Annotated in this window: 14 protein-coding genes; 2 read left to right on the top strand and 12 right to left on the bottom strand. The window is 60.3% G+C overall.

All coding sequences use genetic code 11. The features are described from left to right. Positions 1-86: 86 nt before the first annotated feature. Positions 87-749, top strand: coding sequence for an outer membrane protein (locus HCK86_RS08165; protein WP_176083975.1), 663 nt, complete (start codon positions 87-89; stop codon positions 747-749). Positions 750-1,007: 258 nt separating this feature from the next. Here the strand turns inward: HCK86_RS08165 and HCK86_RS08160 are convergent, their stop codons facing one another. From HCK86_RS08160 to HCK86_RS08105, 12 genes are all read right to left on the bottom strand, one after another. Further along, the gene (locus tag HCK86_RS08160; RefSeq protein ID WP_176083974.1) at positions 1,008-1,763 is read right to left on the bottom strand and encodes an SDR family NAD(P)-dependent oxidoreductase; all 756 of its coding nucleotides are present in this window, start codon (positions 1,761-1,763) and stop codon (positions 1,008-1,010) included. After that, positions 1,763-3,253, bottom strand: a complete 1,491-nt coding sequence (gene purF / locus HCK86_RS08155) for an amidophosphoribosyltransferase (RefSeq protein WP_176083973.1) — start codon at positions 3,251-3,253, stop codon at positions 1,763-1,765. Before purF ends, HCK86_RS08160 begins: the two co-directional genes overlap by 1 nt. A 61-nt stretch (positions 3,254-3,314) precedes the next feature. Then, on the bottom strand, positions 3,315-3,884 hold the full coding sequence (locus tag HCK86_RS08150; RefSeq protein ID WP_176083972.1) for a CvpA family protein: 570 nt from the start codon (positions 3,882-3,884) through the stop codon (positions 3,315-3,317). A 93-nt stretch (positions 3,885-3,977) separates the two neighbouring features. Further along, positions 3,978-5,384 (bottom strand): DNA repair protein RadA, encoded by a 1,407-nt coding sequence (radA, locus tag HCK86_RS08145; protein WP_176083971.1) that lies wholly within the window; start codon positions 5,382-5,384, stop codon positions 3,978-3,980. A gap of 21 nt (positions 5,385-5,405) precedes the next feature. Next, positions 5,406-6,581, bottom strand: a complete 1,176-nt coding sequence (gene alr / locus HCK86_RS08140) for an alanine racemase (RefSeq protein WP_176083970.1) — start codon at positions 6,579-6,581, stop codon at positions 5,406-5,408. 60 nt (positions 6,582-6,641) lie between these two features. Continuing rightward, positions 6,642-8,138, bottom strand: a complete 1,497-nt coding sequence (locus HCK86_RS08135; RefSeq protein WP_176083969.1) for a replicative DNA helicase — start codon at positions 8,136-8,138, stop codon at positions 6,642-6,644. A gap of 264 nt (positions 8,139-8,402) precedes the next feature. Continuing rightward, on the bottom strand, positions 8,403-9,017 hold the full coding sequence (gene rplI / locus HCK86_RS08130; protein WP_176083968.1) for a 50S ribosomal protein L9: 615 nt from the start codon (positions 9,015-9,017) through the stop codon (positions 8,403-8,405). 33 nt (positions 9,018-9,050) lie between these two features. Beyond that, positions 9,051-10,019: a DUF2232 domain-containing protein gene (locus HCK86_RS08125; RefSeq protein WP_176083967.1), complete on the bottom strand. Its 969-nt coding sequence runs from the start codon at positions 10,017-10,019 to the stop codon at positions 9,051-9,053. A 153-nt stretch (positions 10,020-10,172) separates the two neighbouring features. Continuing rightward, positions 10,173-10,421 (bottom strand): 30S ribosomal protein S18, encoded by a 249-nt coding sequence (rpsR, locus tag HCK86_RS08120; RefSeq protein ID WP_141147348.1) that lies wholly within the window; start codon positions 10,419-10,421, stop codon positions 10,173-10,175. A 26-nt stretch (positions 10,422-10,447) separates the two neighbouring features. Beyond that, positions 10,448-10,861, bottom strand: coding sequence for a 30S ribosomal protein S6 (gene rpsF / locus HCK86_RS08115; protein ID WP_176083966.1), 414 nt, complete (start codon positions 10,859-10,861; stop codon positions 10,448-10,450). Between the two features lie 293 nt (positions 10,862-11,154). Next, positions 11,155-12,075 carry a calcium/sodium antiporter gene (locus tag HCK86_RS08110; protein WP_176083965.1) on the bottom strand — a complete coding sequence of 307 codons (921 nt, stop codon included), beginning with the start codon at positions 12,073-12,075 and terminating at the stop codon, positions 11,155-11,157. A 170-nt stretch (positions 12,076-12,245) separates the two neighbouring features. Then, positions 12,246-13,289 (bottom strand): aldo/keto reductase, encoded by a 1,044-nt coding sequence (locus HCK86_RS08105; protein WP_176083964.1) that lies wholly within the window; start codon positions 13,287-13,289, stop codon positions 12,246-12,248. Positions 13,290-13,480: 191 nt separating this feature from the next. Between HCK86_RS08105 and fabD the strand changes: the two genes are divergently transcribed. After that, the gene (gene fabD, locus HCK86_RS08100) at positions 13,481-14,425 is read left to right on the top strand and encodes an ACP S-malonyltransferase (protein ID WP_176083963.1); all 945 of its coding nucleotides are present in this window, start codon (positions 13,481-13,483) and stop codon (positions 14,423-14,425) included. Positions 14,426-14,448 lie beyond the last annotated feature (23 nt).

Here is a 14,448-nt window from a genome sequence, read left to right as displayed (position 1 = left end):
GTGTTGCAAATTTGGTATAGTTATATTCGTTAAATATTGGTAGGTAATGGACAGTTGATGTATATGCCTTCGCAAGGGTTGATATTATGAATAAAGTTCTGGTTGGCTTTGTGTTTTTGTGTCTGGGCCCGGTCGGTGCGTTTGCTGCAGATGTTGTGGTGACACCTGTGGTTATAACGCCCGCTCCGGCTTTGCCCGCCTCCTTTGACTGGACGGGTTTCTACCTGGGTGGTCAGGGAAGCATGACTTGGACAGAAGTAACGCCGAAATCGGGAGGCGATAAATTCACGAAATACAATCCCGATGGTTTTGCTGGCGGCATTTTTGCCGGTTATGACTATCAGTTCTCGAATAATCTCGTTCTGGGTGTTGAAGGTGAACTCAACTATAACTGGGCAGACGATACAAAGACCATTTCCGGCACGCCTGTGAAGCTGGAAATGGACTGGGGCGGCGGCATTCGCGGGCGTCTCGGCTATGCGATGGACCGCGTTCTTTTCTACGGAACGGGCGGATGGGCGATCACTAATGCCGAACTGAAGGTCGGCGATGACAGCCAGAGTGAGAATTTCAATGGCTACACCTTCGGTGCAGGCGTCGACTTTGCCTTCACGCAAAACCTGTTTGGCCGGGTCGAATATCGCTATACCGATTACCCGGAATCGCCGAACGATACCTTCAAGATTGATGGCTTGAAGCTGAACATGAAACAGAGCGCCGCAATGGTCGGCCTGGGTTACAAATTTTAAGAGGCTCAATGGGGGCTGACTTGATCCGCGCTCGCCGCTTGCGGCCAGCGCGGTTTTTTTGTCGGCTTTTCTCACGAGTTATCAATTGGCGTGGCGGCGATATTGCTCCGGTTGATGGGGCGAACCGGGGGGGCCGCCTGCCGAAATCGCAGCCCATCATGCGACCGGAGTAAGGCGACGGTCGATAGGATTATTGTTTTAAAACAGACGGATAGGGTAATGATCTGCAGTTGTCAGATCGAAGCGCGCGCGAACCGCCTATTGCGGCATGCGGTAATCCAGCAGCCGCGCTTCCCGGAAGGCATAGAGCTTTCCTGTCTCGGTGAAGCCTGGCAGGACGAGGGGGACGATGCTGGCTGCAACCTCGGAAGGGTGCGGCAGTGTCATCGGGTCTTCGCCGGGGGCGGCCAGCGCCCGCATGGCAGTGCGCGTGCGGCCGGGATTGAAGCTGGTCACCTTCAGTCCGTGATGTGCGGTTTCTCCGGCCCAGCACCGGGCCATGGCTTCCACGGCGGCTTTCGATGCGGCATAGGGCCCCCAGAACGGGTTGCAGCTATGGGCAGCGCCGGAGGAGAGCAGAACGGCACGCGGCGCATCGGATCTGATCAGCAGCGGTTCCGTGGAGCGGATCAGCCGCCAGGTCGCCGTGACATTGATCGCCATCACCTGTTCGAAGACCTTTGCTTCGGTGTGGGCCAGCGGCGAGACGGTCCCGAGGATGCCGGCATTGGCAATCAGAATGTCCAGCTTGCCCCAGCGCTCGAAGATAGAGCCGCCGAGGCGGTCTATGGCTTCCATGTCAGCGAGGTCGAAGGGAACCAGCGTTGCCGATCCCAGTCCCTCTGCCTTGATCGCGTCATCAAGCTCTTCCAGGCCGCCGACCGTGCGCGCCGTGGCAATCACATGGGCACCCGCCCGGGCAAGCGCCAGAGCGGTGAAATAGCCGATGCCGCGCGAGGCACCGGTCACCAGCGCCAGACGCCCTGCAAGCGGCTTCTCGTCACTGCCTGCCATCAGCCGTTTCCGGCCAGGAGTTCAACCTTGCGGAACTCGCTTTCGTGTTCCTTGTCGAGCAGGCGGGTCGGATAGTCACCCGTGAACTGATGGTCGGTGAACTGGGGCGCTGCCGGATCGCGCGACTTGCCGCCGACGGCCCGGTAGAGGCCGTCAATCGACAGGAAAGCGAGTGAATCGGTACCGATATAGCGGCTCATATCGTCAAGCGTTGCGTGGTTGTTGGCCAAAAGCTTGTCGCGGTCGGGCGTATCGATGCCGTAGAAATCCGGGAAGAAGATCATCGGGCTTGCAACGCGGATATGCACCTCGCGGGCGCCGGCATCACGCAGCATCTGCACGATCTTGACGGAGGTGGTGCCGCGCACGATCGAATCGTCAACCAACACAACACGCTTGCCCTCGATGACGGCCCGGTTGGCCGAATGTTTCAGCTTCACGCCGAAGGCGCGGATCTGCTGGGTCGGCTCGATGAAGGTTCTGCCGACATAGTGGTTTCGGATAATGCCGAGCTCGAAGGGAATGCCGCTTTCCTGGGCGTAGCCGATGGCTGCCGGCGTGCCGCCATCGGGCACCGGAACGACGACATCAGCGTCAACCGGCGCCTCCTTGGCGAGGTTGAAGCCCATATTCTTGCGCGTCTGATAGACATTGCGGCCGCCAACGATCGAATCCGGACGGGCAAAATAGACATATTCGAACAGACAGAGACGCTCGGGCGTCGGATTTTCCGGCTTGCGTGCGTCCGTGGTGATCGAGCCATCGGGCTGGATTTCGCAGATGATCACTTCGCCATTTTCAACGTCGCGGACAAATTTCGCGCCGATGATGTCGAGTGCGCAGGTTTCCGAGCAGAAGATCGGCTTGCCGTCGAGCTCGCCCATCACCAGCGGGCGAATGCCGTTCGGATCACGGGCGGCGATCAGCTTGGTGCGGGTCATGGCGATCATCGAATAGCCGCCTTCCATCTGGCTGATGGCGTCGATGAAACGGTCCGACGAGGTTTTGGCGCGCGAGCGGGCAATCAGATGCAGCACCACTTCGGTATCCGATGTCGACTGGCAGATGGCACCATCGGCGATCAGGCGGCGGCGCATGGTCAGGCCATTGGTGAAATTGCCGTTATGGGCAATCGCAATGCCGCCGACTTCCAGCTCTGCAAACAGCGGCTGGACGTTCCGCAGGATCGTGCCGCCGGTGGTGGAGTAGCGCACGTGGCCCATGGCCATGGCGCCCGGCAGATTGGCGAGCATGGCTGGATCGGTATAGTGATCGCCGACCAGCCCCATATGGCGCTCGGAGCGGAACTGCTGGCCGTCATAGGAAACGATACCGGCTGCTTCCTGTCCACGGTGCTGCAAAGCGTGCAGGCCAAGGGCAGTCAGTGCCGCGGCATCACTGTGCCCCAGAATGCCAAACACGCCGCACTCTTCGTGAAGCGTGTCATCATCGATACTGAAATCGTCTTCAATCTGCAGTCTGCTGTTCATGTCTCGATCCGGCGTCAGGGTAAGGGCAGGGCTCTATATAGCGTGTTTTAGCGATTTTGCCTCATAGTTCGCGTATCAAATTTTGCGGAACGGCAAAGAAATGCGTGTCGGTGGCGGCAAAGAGAATTGTTTTCGCCGATGTCTGGCTCTGCGTGGCAGGATTGCTGCCGCCGGGCAGCATGGCCTCCAGCTTGGAGGCCAGTGCATCCAGCACCGGCTTGGACTTGGCATTGCGCACCCAGTCGGGCGATTGCGCGTCGCCAACGAGCCAGTTCCAGAATGCGACAGCCACGACCAGGATCAGAAGGCCGCGCAGCAGGCCGAAGACAAAGCCGAGCGAGCGATCGAGCGCGCCAACACGGCTGTCGATGATGTAATCGGCCAGTCGCGTCGTCGCGAAGGACACGATGATCAGAACGACAAGAAAGATGATGGCGAAAGACGCGGCGATGGCAAGGCGCGAATCGGACAGGAAGCCGGAAACAGCGGGTTGCAGCATCGGATAGAGAAAATAGCCCGCTGCCGCAGAAATGGCCCATGCGGCAATCGAGAGAATTTCCCGCGAAAACCCGCGCACCATGGCGAGAAGAGCGGAAAACAGCAAAACGCCGATAACGATCAGGTCGAACATAGCAATCGGTTTCCATTGCTCCAGATAGCTTGGGCCAAAGCGCTGTTGTCCTGCCGGGGGAGCCGGTCCGGGGTCAAGACGCGCCAAATCATTTCAGTCCGCGCCATGGCCTTCTTGCGACGACGGCTTGGAACCCGCAATGGCCGCCACCAAATCGGGCAGTCCGCTCAGCTCGTTCAGGCCGGCGCTGCTGCGCTTGCCAATCTCCGCTGAACCTGCGGGAAGAAAGGCCCTGCCAAAACCGAGCTTTTCGGCTTCTCTAAGGCGCTGCAATGCATGGGCAACGGGACGCACCGCACCCGAAAGGCTGATCTCGCCGAAATAGACGCAATCCACCGGCAGGGCAAGCCCGGCGAGCGACGAAATCAGCGCGGCTGCGACCGCGACATCGGCGGCCGGTTCGCTGATGCGGTAGCCGCCTGCGATGTTGAGGTAGACATCGTGATTGCCGAGCCTGACCCCGCAATGGGCTTCCAGCACCGCAAGCACCATGGAAAGACGGGCTGAATCCCAGCCGACGACGGCGCGCCGCGGCGTGCCGAGCGAGGTGGGAGCGACCAGCGCCTGCACCTCGACCAGAACCGGCCTTGTGCCCTCGATGCCGGCGAACACGGCGGCACCCGGCGCCTTTTCGTTGCGCTCACCAAGGAAAAGCTCGGACGGATTTGCGACCTGTCTGAGACCCGAATCGCCCATTTCGAACACACCGATCTCATCGGTGGCGCCGAAGCGGTTCTTCACGGTCCGCAGAATACGATAATGATGACCGCGTTCTCCCTCGAAATAGAGCACCGCATCGACCATGTGTTCGACCACGCGGGGGCCGGCGATCTGGCCTTCCTTGGTGACATGGCCGACCAGCACCATGGCGGCACCCGTCTGCTTGGCGAAACGGATCATCGCCTGGACACCGGTGCGTACCTGCGTCACCGTTCCCGGTGCGCTGTCGGCAAGGTCGCTCCACAGGGTCTGGATCGAATCGATGATGACGAGATCGGGGCGGGCGCCATGCGAAAGCGTTGCCAGAATATCTTCGACATTGGTTTCAGCCGCCAGCAGCACCTGCGTATCGGCGGCGCCGAGGCGCTTGGCGCGCAGGCGGACCTGGGCAATCGCCTCTTCGCCCGAAACATAGATGACCCGGTTGCCCTGCCGCGCGAGCGCTGCCGCAGCCTGCATCAGAAGCGTCGATTTGCCGATGCCGGGATCACCGCCGACAAGCACGGCCGAACCGCGCACAAAGCCGCCACCGGTCACCCGGTCCAGTTCGGCAATGCGGCTTGAGATGCGCGGCGCTTCCTCGCTTTCACCATCAAGCGCAACCAGCGCGACCGGATTGCCCTTGCGCGGTGCACGCTGCACCGGACCGCCGCCAATGCCGGCGGTCGGATTATCCTCGATGATCGTGTTCCAGGCACCGCAGGCATCACAGCGTCCGGCCCATCTTGGGTGGACCGCGCCGCAACTCTGACAGATGAACTGGGTTTTCGTTTTGGCCAAGAAGATCGCTTTGTCTTGAAATCAGGTCGGCTGGATATAGCGCCGCTGGTAGCGCAAGCCAAGAGCCGTCAGCAATTCATAGCCGATCGTGCCGGCAGCCTCTGCCGCGACATCCACCGGAACATGCGGTCCGATCAGTTCGATATAGTCGCCGGCGCGTAGCGCGTTTTCGGGAACATCGGTGACATCGAATATCGTCAGATCCATGGTGATGCGGCCGGCGACGGGGACCTTGTATCCGGCGATGAAGCCATGGCCACCGGGCCTGCCGCTGTCGCGCAGCGGCACGCCGGAGCCCGATTGCGCCCTGTGGAAGCCATCGGCATAGCCGGCCGAAACGATGGCCAGGCGGCTGTCGCGGTCAAGCGTCAGGGTGCAGCCATAGCTGACCGTCGTGCCAGCCCTGGCTTCGCGGATCTGCAGGATGCGGGCCTCCGCCGTGACGACATTCTTGAGCTTTGCTGACGTTCCGGGTGCCGAATCGCCGCCATAAAGCGCAATGCCCGGCCGGGTCAGTTCAAAATGATATTCAGACCCGAGAAAAATGCCGGCAGAAGCCGACAGGCTTGCCTCAATGCCATCGAAGGCTGCTCTCACGATGCGGAAAGCCTCCAGTTGCTGGCGGTTCATCGGGTGGTCAGCATCATCGCCGCAGGCCAGATGCGACAGGATCAGCACCGGGGCGAAGCTTGCGGGGCGGGAGGTGTCTTCGGCAAGCTCGATGGCTTCCTCGACCGAAAGGCCGAGGCGGTTGAAACCGGTATCGATCTGAAGTGCGCAGGGCAGTTCGCCGAACTCGGCAATGGCGCCCATGAAAAAGGCGATCTGTTCGGCGCTGATCAGCACCGGCACCAGCTCGGCTTCGAAGAAGAAATGCTCGGACCCCGGCCACATGCCCGACAGCACGAAGATCCGGGCCTCCGGCGCATAGTTGCGCAATGTCGCGCCTTCTTCCGGCACGGCAACGAAGAAATCGCGCGCGCCTGCCTCATAAAGCGCGGCGCCGACATCCTCGACACCAAGGCCATAGGCGTCCGCCTTCAATACGGCGGCCGTGCGGGCGCTGCCGGACAGCGCGCGCATGGTCTTCCAGTTATCGACAATTGCACCGAGATCGACGGTCAGCCGCGCTGGTGCGGCTTCGAAGGCGTCGATTTCTTCTTCGAGATCGTCTTGAATATTCGAAATATCAGTCATGGAACCGCCGTTTGTTGCACCTTTCAGGTCAATCTTAGCGTATTCCGCCGAAATCGCACCCTATTGTTCTTCGTATGCGGTAAAGGAGGAATCCGCAAGATCGGCAAAGCGCGTATAGGCGGCCTGGAAGGCAAGATTGACCGTTCCTGTCGGTCCGTGGCGCTGCTTGGCAATGATGACGTCGGCAGTGCCGCGCACCTTTTCCATCTTCATCTTCCACTCGTCATATTTCGGATCGTCGGGATCGCGCGGTTCCTGGCTCTGTACGTAATATTCCTCACGGAACACGAACAGCACCACGTCAGCGTCCTGCTCGATCGAGCCCGATTCACGAAGGTCGGAGAGCTGCGGCCGCTTGTCGTCGCGGTTTTCCACCTGTCGGGAAAGCTGTGACAGGGCAATGATCGGAACATTGAGTTCCTTGGCCAGCGCCTTCAGGCCGGTGGTGATCTCGGTCACTTCCTGCACGCGGTTGTCACCGGCCTTCTTCGAACCGGTCATCAGCTGAACGTAGTCGACCACCAGAAGGTCGAGCCCGCGCTGCCGCTTCAGGCGCCTGGCGCGCGCCGACATCTGCGCGATCGAGATGCCACCGGTCTGGTCGATATAGAGCGGGGTCTTCTGCATGGTCTGGGCGCAGGCGGTCAGCTTGTCGAAATCGGCCTCGGTAATGTCACCGCGGCGGATCTTCGAGGAGGAGACTTCAGTCTGCTCGGAAATGATACGGGTGGCGAGCTGCTCGCCGGACATTTCCAGCGAGTAGAAGCCGACGACGCCGCCCTGTTTTGCCTCGATCGTGCCATCCGCCAGCACTTCCGGCTCATAGGAGGAGGCGACATTCCAGGCAATATTGGTGGCGAGCGAGGTCTTGCCCATGCCGGGACGTCCGGCAAGGATGATAAGGTCAGAGCGCTGCAGCCCGCCCATCTTGGCGTCAAGTGTCATCAGTCCGGTCGAAACGCCTGAAAGATGGCCGTCATTTTCAAAGGCCTTGGCGGCCATCTCGATGGCGGTGGTCATGGCGTCGCCAAAACTCTGGAATCCGCCCTCATAGCGTCCGGTCTCGGCGAGCGCGAAAAGCCTGCGCTCGGTATCCTCGATCTGGCGCACCGGCGGCAGATCGATCGGCGAATCATAGGCCGTGTTGACGATTTCCTCGCCGATATTGATCAGAGAGCGGCGCAGCGCCAGATCGTAGATCGTCCGACCGTAATCCTCGGCATTGATGATCGTGACGGCTTCAGCTGCAAGGCGGGCGAGATATTGCGCAACGGTCAGATCCCCGACCTTCAGCTCGCTCGGCAGATGGGTCTTGAGCGTGATCGTATTGGCGACCTTGTCCATACGGATCGTGTCACCGGCGAGCTCATAAATCTTGCGGTGCAGCGGTTCGTAGAAATGCTCCGGCTTGAGAAAGTCGGACACACGGTAAAAAGCGCTGTTATTGACGAGTATGGCGCCCAGCAGTGCCTGTTCGGCCTCCAGATTGTTGGGCGCTTCGCGCGGCTTGGCTGCCTGGTTGCTGGCCAGAGAGAAGGTCGGCGCAATTTCGTTCATAGGTTCGATCTCTTCAGGCTTGGGGTCTGAGACAGAGGATAACGCATCGCGCGTGGCAATGACATGCCGGCTCACCGTGAAACAATAACAAGTGATGAGCTTTGCGTATTTTCCACCGTTGTTCACAGCCGCTGCTCTCATCAGACAGGGTGCAACGGGCGAATCGCAAACGCTGGATCCATTTTATGACGATGGCTGGCCGCGCGGGAAACAAAAACGCCCGGCGCTAAGGCCGGGCGTTTGCAAACCGGATGGGATCCGGAATTATTCGGACTTTTCAGCCTCGTCTTCGGCCGGTGCTTCTTCTTCCTCGTCGGCGTCGAAATCGGCGTCGGGGTTGAAGAAGTCTTCCGGACGCAGGGCATCTTCGTCAACGCCGTAGATGGCCTCAGCAGAGGTGAGGTCTTCGCCCTTGGACTGACGCTCGGCTTCTTCAGCCGAACGGGCGACGTTCAGTTCGATCGCGATTTCGACTTCGGCATGAAGGTGGATCTCAACCTGATGCAGACCAATGGTCTTGATCGGCTGGTTCAGAACGACCTGGTTGCGGGCAACGGTGAAGCCTGCAGCAGCCAGAATCTCGATGATGTCGCGGCTGGCGACCGAGCCGTAAAGCTGGCCGGTTTCGCCGGCAGCGCGAACGGCGATGAAGCTCTTGCCGGCCAGAACGTCGGCAACCTGCTGGGCCTCGGAGCGGCGCTCAAGGTTGCGGGCTTCCAGAACCGTGCGTTCTGCTTCGAAGCGGGCCTTGTTGGCAGCATTGGCGCGCAGAGCCTTGCCTTCCGGCAGAAGGTAGTTACGGGCGTAGCCGTCACGAACCTTCACGACCTGGCCCATCTGGCCGAGCTTGGCGATACGTTCAAGAAGAATGACTTCCATGATGATGTTCCTTATCTGATGTCTCGGTTGTTCTTAATGTTCACTATTGTCAGTCTTGCCCGAAGCGGGCGTCATGGAGAGCGCGCGTCGCGTGTCGGTGATGCCGAGGCCGATGAAGATCAGCGCCGGAAAGCCGAACATGAGCGACAGATAGGCAAGAATGATGGCCGGCGTGGCCCAGCTCTTGCCGCGCGCGGCAAAATGCAGCCGGGCAAGCCCGGCAAGCAGGAAGCCGCCGCAAAATGCGCCGGTCGCAGCAGCGCCGATCATTGCGATCGTGCCGCCGAGGAATGTCGCCACCACGGCAACAACGATGAAGACGAGGCCAAGGCGCGGCATGCGCAGCGCTGCTGAAACGTCTTCGCGCGGCCGCAGGCTGATGCCGGCAGCGGCCGTGATGCGCGTGGCGAAATGGAAGGCGACAAAGAGCAGCAGCACCCAGGTGGCGCCCTGTACCAGCGGCAGCAGCAGCACGATCAACTGCTTGATCTTGTCGACGTCAGCATCGGTGACCGCCAGTGACGGGTCCTGACTGCTCAGCGTCTGCATCATCGCATCAACGACCTGATCGGTCAGTCCCGGGCCGTATCCGGCGCGATAGCCGACAATCACCAGCGCAAGTGTGACGATCGCGCAAAGATGAAGCAGGATGTCCGAAAGCGGATACCAGGCCAGAAGCCCTTCCGGGCCGCCGAGCTCACTTGCAGGGCGGGCCAGATTGCCGAGATGGCTCAGCCAGCCAGCGGGTGCCAGCGTGACGACGATCATGATCAGGGCAAAATCGGGTGAGGCAAAGGAAACGCCGAGAATTCCGGCCACCGCGATGGCGATGATCGCGGCAATATTGCCCCAGCCGAGCCCGACGATCAGAATCGGCAGTGCGGAAGCAGCATAGAGAAAGGTGGAGAAAAACGGCTGAGCGCTCGCACCCATCACCAGCATGAAGGCGGTAAGCCCTGCCAGTGCGCCGAGCAGCAATGTCTTGCCGTTGAAGATCTTCATCTCGCTGTCCTGCTGTCTGAGCAGTTAGAGGGCTGGCAAAACCTGCCGCACTCAACCTGGGTTTTCCGTGTCTTGAGGCTGCTGCGCGCCCACCGCGCCGGAGCCTGAAAGGACAAGGCGGTTCTGCCGCCTTGTCCTAGAATGCGTTTCGTATCAGGAAACGACGTAAGGCAGAAGGCCGAGGAAACGCGCGCGCTTGATGGCACGGGCGAGCTCACGCTGCTTCTTCTGGCTGACGGCGGTGATACGGGACGGAACGATCTTGCCGCGCTCGGAAATGTAACGCTGCAGCAGACGGATGTCCTTGTAGTCGATCTTCGGTGCGTTGGCGCCGGAGAAGGGGCACGTCTTGCGACGACGGTTGAACGGACGGCGCGTCGGGATAGATGCGATAGCTGCCATTTTTTTGTTCTCCTTCTAGAGCCGGATCAATCGCGATTGCGGCGGTCGCCGCGGTCACCACGATCGCCACGATCAGGGCGGTCACCACGGTCATTGCGGCGCGGACGGTCGTCGCGATCGCGCTTCTGCATCATCGCGGACGGGCCTTCCTCATGCGCTTCGACCTTGATGGTCATGTAGCGCAGGATGTCCTCGTTGATGCGCATCTGACGTTCCATTTCATGGATCGTAGCGGCCGGAGCCTCGATGTCCATCAGCGTGTAGTGAGCCTTGCGGTTCTTGCGGATGCGGTAGGTCAGCGAACGCAGACCCCAAAATTCGGTACGGCCAACCTTGCCGCCGGCGCCTTCGATCAGAGCCTTGTACTGCTCGACGATGCCTTCAACCTGCTGCGCCGTGACGTCCTGGCGCGCCAGGAACACGTGTTCATAAAGTGCCATTGAATAAGCCTTTCTTGCGTTTTCCTGCCCGGTTTCGGCGGCTAAGCCTCAACGACTGCTCCTGACGGGAAAGCCCCAGCAAGAAAAGCGTTTGACGAGACGGTCGAGAGCGGCGACACGGGAGGCGACACTTTTTCGTGTCAGACGTTGCCGGCAGAAGCAGGCAACGGCCCTCCGTTCAGCCACCAGCCAGAAGACCGGGCGTTCGGAATGGCGTGCTTATACGCGTTTTCGTCCCGTTGGCAAGTCCCTGAAGCACTGTTTGGCTGTGTTCGGCAGGGATTCTCAGGGAATCAGACCAGAACACCGATATAAAACGCATAAATTCCGAGCATGACGGCGCCTGTCGCACGGTTGAACTTGCGGGTGAAGATCAGCATGGCGGCGAAAAACACCGATGCGGCCAGCATCATCGGCACGTCGATCCTGGCAAAGCCGGGCGCGACAGGCAATGGCTTGATCGCAGCCGTGGCGCCGACAATGCAGAATGTGTTGAAGATGCAGGACCCGGTGACATTGCCGATGGTGACATCGGAATGCCGCTTCATTGCCGCGACAATGGCGGTTGCCAGTTCCGGCAGGCTGGTGCCAATGGCGACGACCGTCAGGCCGATCACTGCATCGGAAACGCCGAGCTCGCGGGCAAGCGTGGTCGCGCCGCGGATCAGCGCCTCCGCACCGATCAGAAGCGTCACCAGACCACCGATTATCAGCAATGTCATGGCCAGCGGCGAGAGCTGTTCGTGGGGAAGATCGTCGGCACTATGGTTTTCCGCGCGCGCCTTGTAGTAGGTGAGGCCGAGATAGAGGGCGAGCATGCCGAGAAGCGCCAGCCCGCTGATGCGGCTGATCACTTCTGCCTGAACCAGAAGCAGTAATACGACCGCAGAGATGACCAGCACAACGGCATCGCGGCGGACGCTCTTGCTCCAGCCGGCGATCGGGAAGATGACGGCTGACAGGCCGACAATCAGCAGGATATTGGCGATGTTGGAACCGACGACATTGCCGAGCGCGAGGCCCGGTGCCCCCGAAAATGCGGCACGCAGCGAAACGAGAAGTTCCGGCAGCGATGTGCCGAAGCCGACAATGACCAGCGAGGCTATCAGCGGTGAAATGCCGAGACGGTAAGCCGTCGCCACAGAGCCGCGCACAAGCCACTCGGCGCCGAAATAGAGACCTGCCAGCCCGACGCCAATCAGAATGTAATCCATATAGTGATGTCCCGCCTTCCCGTTCGCAATCTTCGTGTCAGTCAGGTTTACGGCTGGCACCTCGAACGGGTGAGGCTGCGCCCTGCCAGACATATGGTGGCCGGATCGGCAATCGCAATGTCTGGCAGGGCGCTCTCACGATAAAAAGAATGTCTGGCTGCACCGGCAGCCTAGTAGGGGACGGGATAGAGCCGGTGTACCGTGCCGATCTCCCCCAGAACCTCATCGGAAAGGTGGATGTCGGCCGCGCCGATATTGGTCTTCAGCTGTTCCTGCGAGGTCTGGCCGATGATTGCCGATGTGAGGAACGGACGGGTCAGCGTGAATGCGATCGCCATCTGTGCCGGATCGAGGCCATATTTTTCGGCCACGGCGCAATAGGCTTCAACGGCCGGTTCCTGTCCGCCGGTCAGCCGCCCGCCAAGATCGGGTGAAAGAGACGCGCGCGAGCCGGCCGGAATTTTGCCGCCGAGATATTTGCCGGTCAGAAGGCCGGTCGCCAGCGGTGAATAGGCGAGCAGGCCGACATCTTCATAATGGGTCATCTCCGCCATATCGAGATCGTGGTGGCGATAGAGCAGCGAATATTCGTTCTGGATCGTCGCAACGCGCGGCAGGCCGCGTTCCTCCGCAATGCTCAGATATTTCTGCGTGCCCCAGACGGTCTCGTTGGAGAGACCGATCGCACGAACCTTGCCCTCACGGACAAAATCGCCGAGCGTTTCGAGTGTCTCGGTGATGTCGATCAGCGCCTGGTATCGATCCTGATCGAAGGGGGTGTAGCCCCATTGCTGACGGAAATGGAAATGGCCGCGGTTCGGCCAGTGGATCTGATAGAGATCGAGATAGTCGGTCTTCAGCCGCGTCAGGCTCTGTTCCAGCGCCTCGCGCAATACCTGCGGTGTGATCGGCTTGCCGCCATGGATCCAGGGGCGTCCGGGGCCTGCAACCTTGCTCGCCAGGATGATGTCGGCGCGTTTGCCTGTCTTCTGAAGCCAGCTGCCGATATATTCTTCGGTGCGACCATAGGTTTCCGGCCCTGCCGGGTTTACGGGATAGAGTTCTGCCGTATCGATGAAATTGACGCCATTATCCACCGCATAATCCATCTGGGCATGGGCTTCGGCTTCGTCGTTTTGCGTTCCCCAGGTCATCGTGCCGAGACAAATTTCGGAAACTTCGATGCCTGTTCGGCCTAAGGTTCTGGTTTTCATATATAATCCCTGAAAATAGTCGGAAGGGGCGTTGGCGCGACTGTAACCGGACTTTTCGTCAAGGCAAGCAGCGGCCGCGGCAAAATCGCACCGCGCCGGCTGGGAGGAGCGGGCTATCATCTAGCGTTAATGCTTGACTTGCGGCTGTTATGTGTGAATTGGAAGGCAAATTCAGCGGAAGGATCAGGAAAATGACCATCGCATTCACCTTTCCGGGCCAGGGAAGCCAGACTGTCGGCATGGGCAAGGCGCTTGCCGATGAATTCGCCGAGGCCCGCGCGGTTTTCGAGGAAGTCGATGACGCGCTCGGTGAGTCGCTGTCGGCGACCATCTGGGACGGCCCGGAAGAGACATTGCAGCTGACGGCCAATGCCCAGCCGGCGCTGATGGCAGTTTCGATCGCCACCATGCGCGTGCTTGAGACGAGGGGCGTCGATCTGAAGACGCATGTGTCTTATGTTGCGGGTCATTCGCTTGGCGAATATTCGGCGCTCTGCGCTGCCGGCACCTTTTCGCTGGCCGATACGGCGCGGCTGCTCCGGATCCGTGGCAATGCCATGCAGGCTGCGGTCCCGGTCGGCGAGGGCGCGATGGCCGCCATTATCGGACTCGAGTTTGATCAGGTCGAAGCCGTCTGCACGGAAGCGGCCAAGACGGGGCTCTGCCAGATCGCCAATGACAATGGCGGCGGCCAGATCGTCATTTCCGGTGCCAAGGCGCCGGTCGAACTTGCCGCCAGGCTCGCATCTGAAGCCGGTGCCAAGCGCGCCTTGCTGCTGCCGGTCTCCGCGCCCTTCCATTCGGCGCTGATGGCGCCGGCTGCAAAGGCGATGGAAGAAGCGCTGGCCGCTGTTGCCAAGTCGGCGCCGGTGGTGCCGGTGATCGCCAATGTCCGCGCGCTTCCTGTTGACGATGCCGATGAGATTGCGCGTCTTCTGGTCGAACAGGTGACCGGGCGGGTGCGCTGGCGCGAAACGGTGAGCTGGTTTGCCGAAAATGGTGTCGATACATTATATGAAGTCGGTGCCGGCAAGGTTCTGAGCGGACTTGCCCGGCGGATCGACAAATCGCTTGCCACGGCTGCCATCGGTGCGCCAGGCGATATTGATGCGGCAGTAGCGGCCATTCTCGGCTGAACGGAAACGCGCGAAAAGCGCGT

The organism is Martelella sp. HB161492 (assembly GCF_013184775.1).
Classification (GTDB): Bacteria; Pseudomonadota; Alphaproteobacteria; order Rhizobiales; family Rhizobiaceae; genus Martelella.
This window is presented reverse-complemented; position numbering and strand designations above follow the sequence as displayed.

What these genes read in the sequence shown, in the direction of transcription:
- HCK86_RS08110 (WP_176083965.1), bottom strand. Translation starts at nt 12,075, where the DNA reads ATGGATTACATTCTGATTGGCGTCGGGCTGGCAGGTCTCTATTTCGGC.
- rpsF (WP_176083966.1), bottom strand. Translation starts at nt 10,861, where the DNA reads ATGGCACTTTATGAACACGTGTTCCTGGCGCGCCAGGACGTCACGGCG.
- HCK86_RS08135 (WP_176083969.1), bottom strand. Translation starts at nt 8,138, where the DNA reads ATGAACGAAATTGCGCCGACCTTCTCTCTGGCCAGCAACCAGGCAGCC.
- HCK86_RS08150 (WP_176083972.1), bottom strand. Translation starts at nt 3,884, where the DNA reads ATGTTCGACCTGATCGTTATCGGCGTTTTGCTGTTTTCCGCTCTTCTC.
- rplI (WP_176083968.1), bottom strand. Translation starts at nt 9,017, where the DNA reads ATGGAAGTCATTCTTCTTGAACGTATCGCCAAGCTCGGCCAGATGGGC.
- HCK86_RS08125 (WP_176083967.1), bottom strand. Translation starts at nt 10,019, where the DNA reads ATGAAGATCTTCAACGGCAAGACATTGCTGCTCGGCGCACTGGCAGGG.
- HCK86_RS08165 (WP_176083975.1), top strand. Translation starts at nt 87, where the DNA reads ATGAATAAAGTTCTGGTTGGCTTTGTGTTTTTGTGTCTGGGCCCGGTC.
- fabD (WP_176083963.1), top strand. Translation starts at nt 13,481, where the DNA reads ATGACCATCGCATTCACCTTTCCGGGCCAGGGAAGCCAGACTGTCGGC.
- alr (WP_176083970.1), bottom strand. Translation starts at nt 6,581, where the DNA reads ATGACTGATATTTCGAATATTCAAGACGATCTCGAAGAAGAAATCGAC.
- HCK86_RS08105 (WP_176083964.1), bottom strand. Translation starts at nt 13,289, where the DNA reads ATGAAAACCAGAACCTTAGGCCGAACAGGCATCGAAGTTTCCGAAATT.
- HCK86_RS08160 (WP_176083974.1), bottom strand. Translation starts at nt 1,763, where the DNA reads ATGGCAGGCAGTGACGAGAAGCCGCTTGCAGGGCGTCTGGCGCTGGTG.
- rpsR (WP_141147348.1), bottom strand. Translation starts at nt 10,421, where the DNA reads ATGGCAGCTATCGCATCTATCCCGACGCGCCGTCCGTTCAACCGTCGT.
- purF (WP_176083973.1), bottom strand. Translation starts at nt 3,253, where the DNA reads ATGAACAGCAGACTGCAGATTGAAGACGATTTCAGTATCGATGATGAC.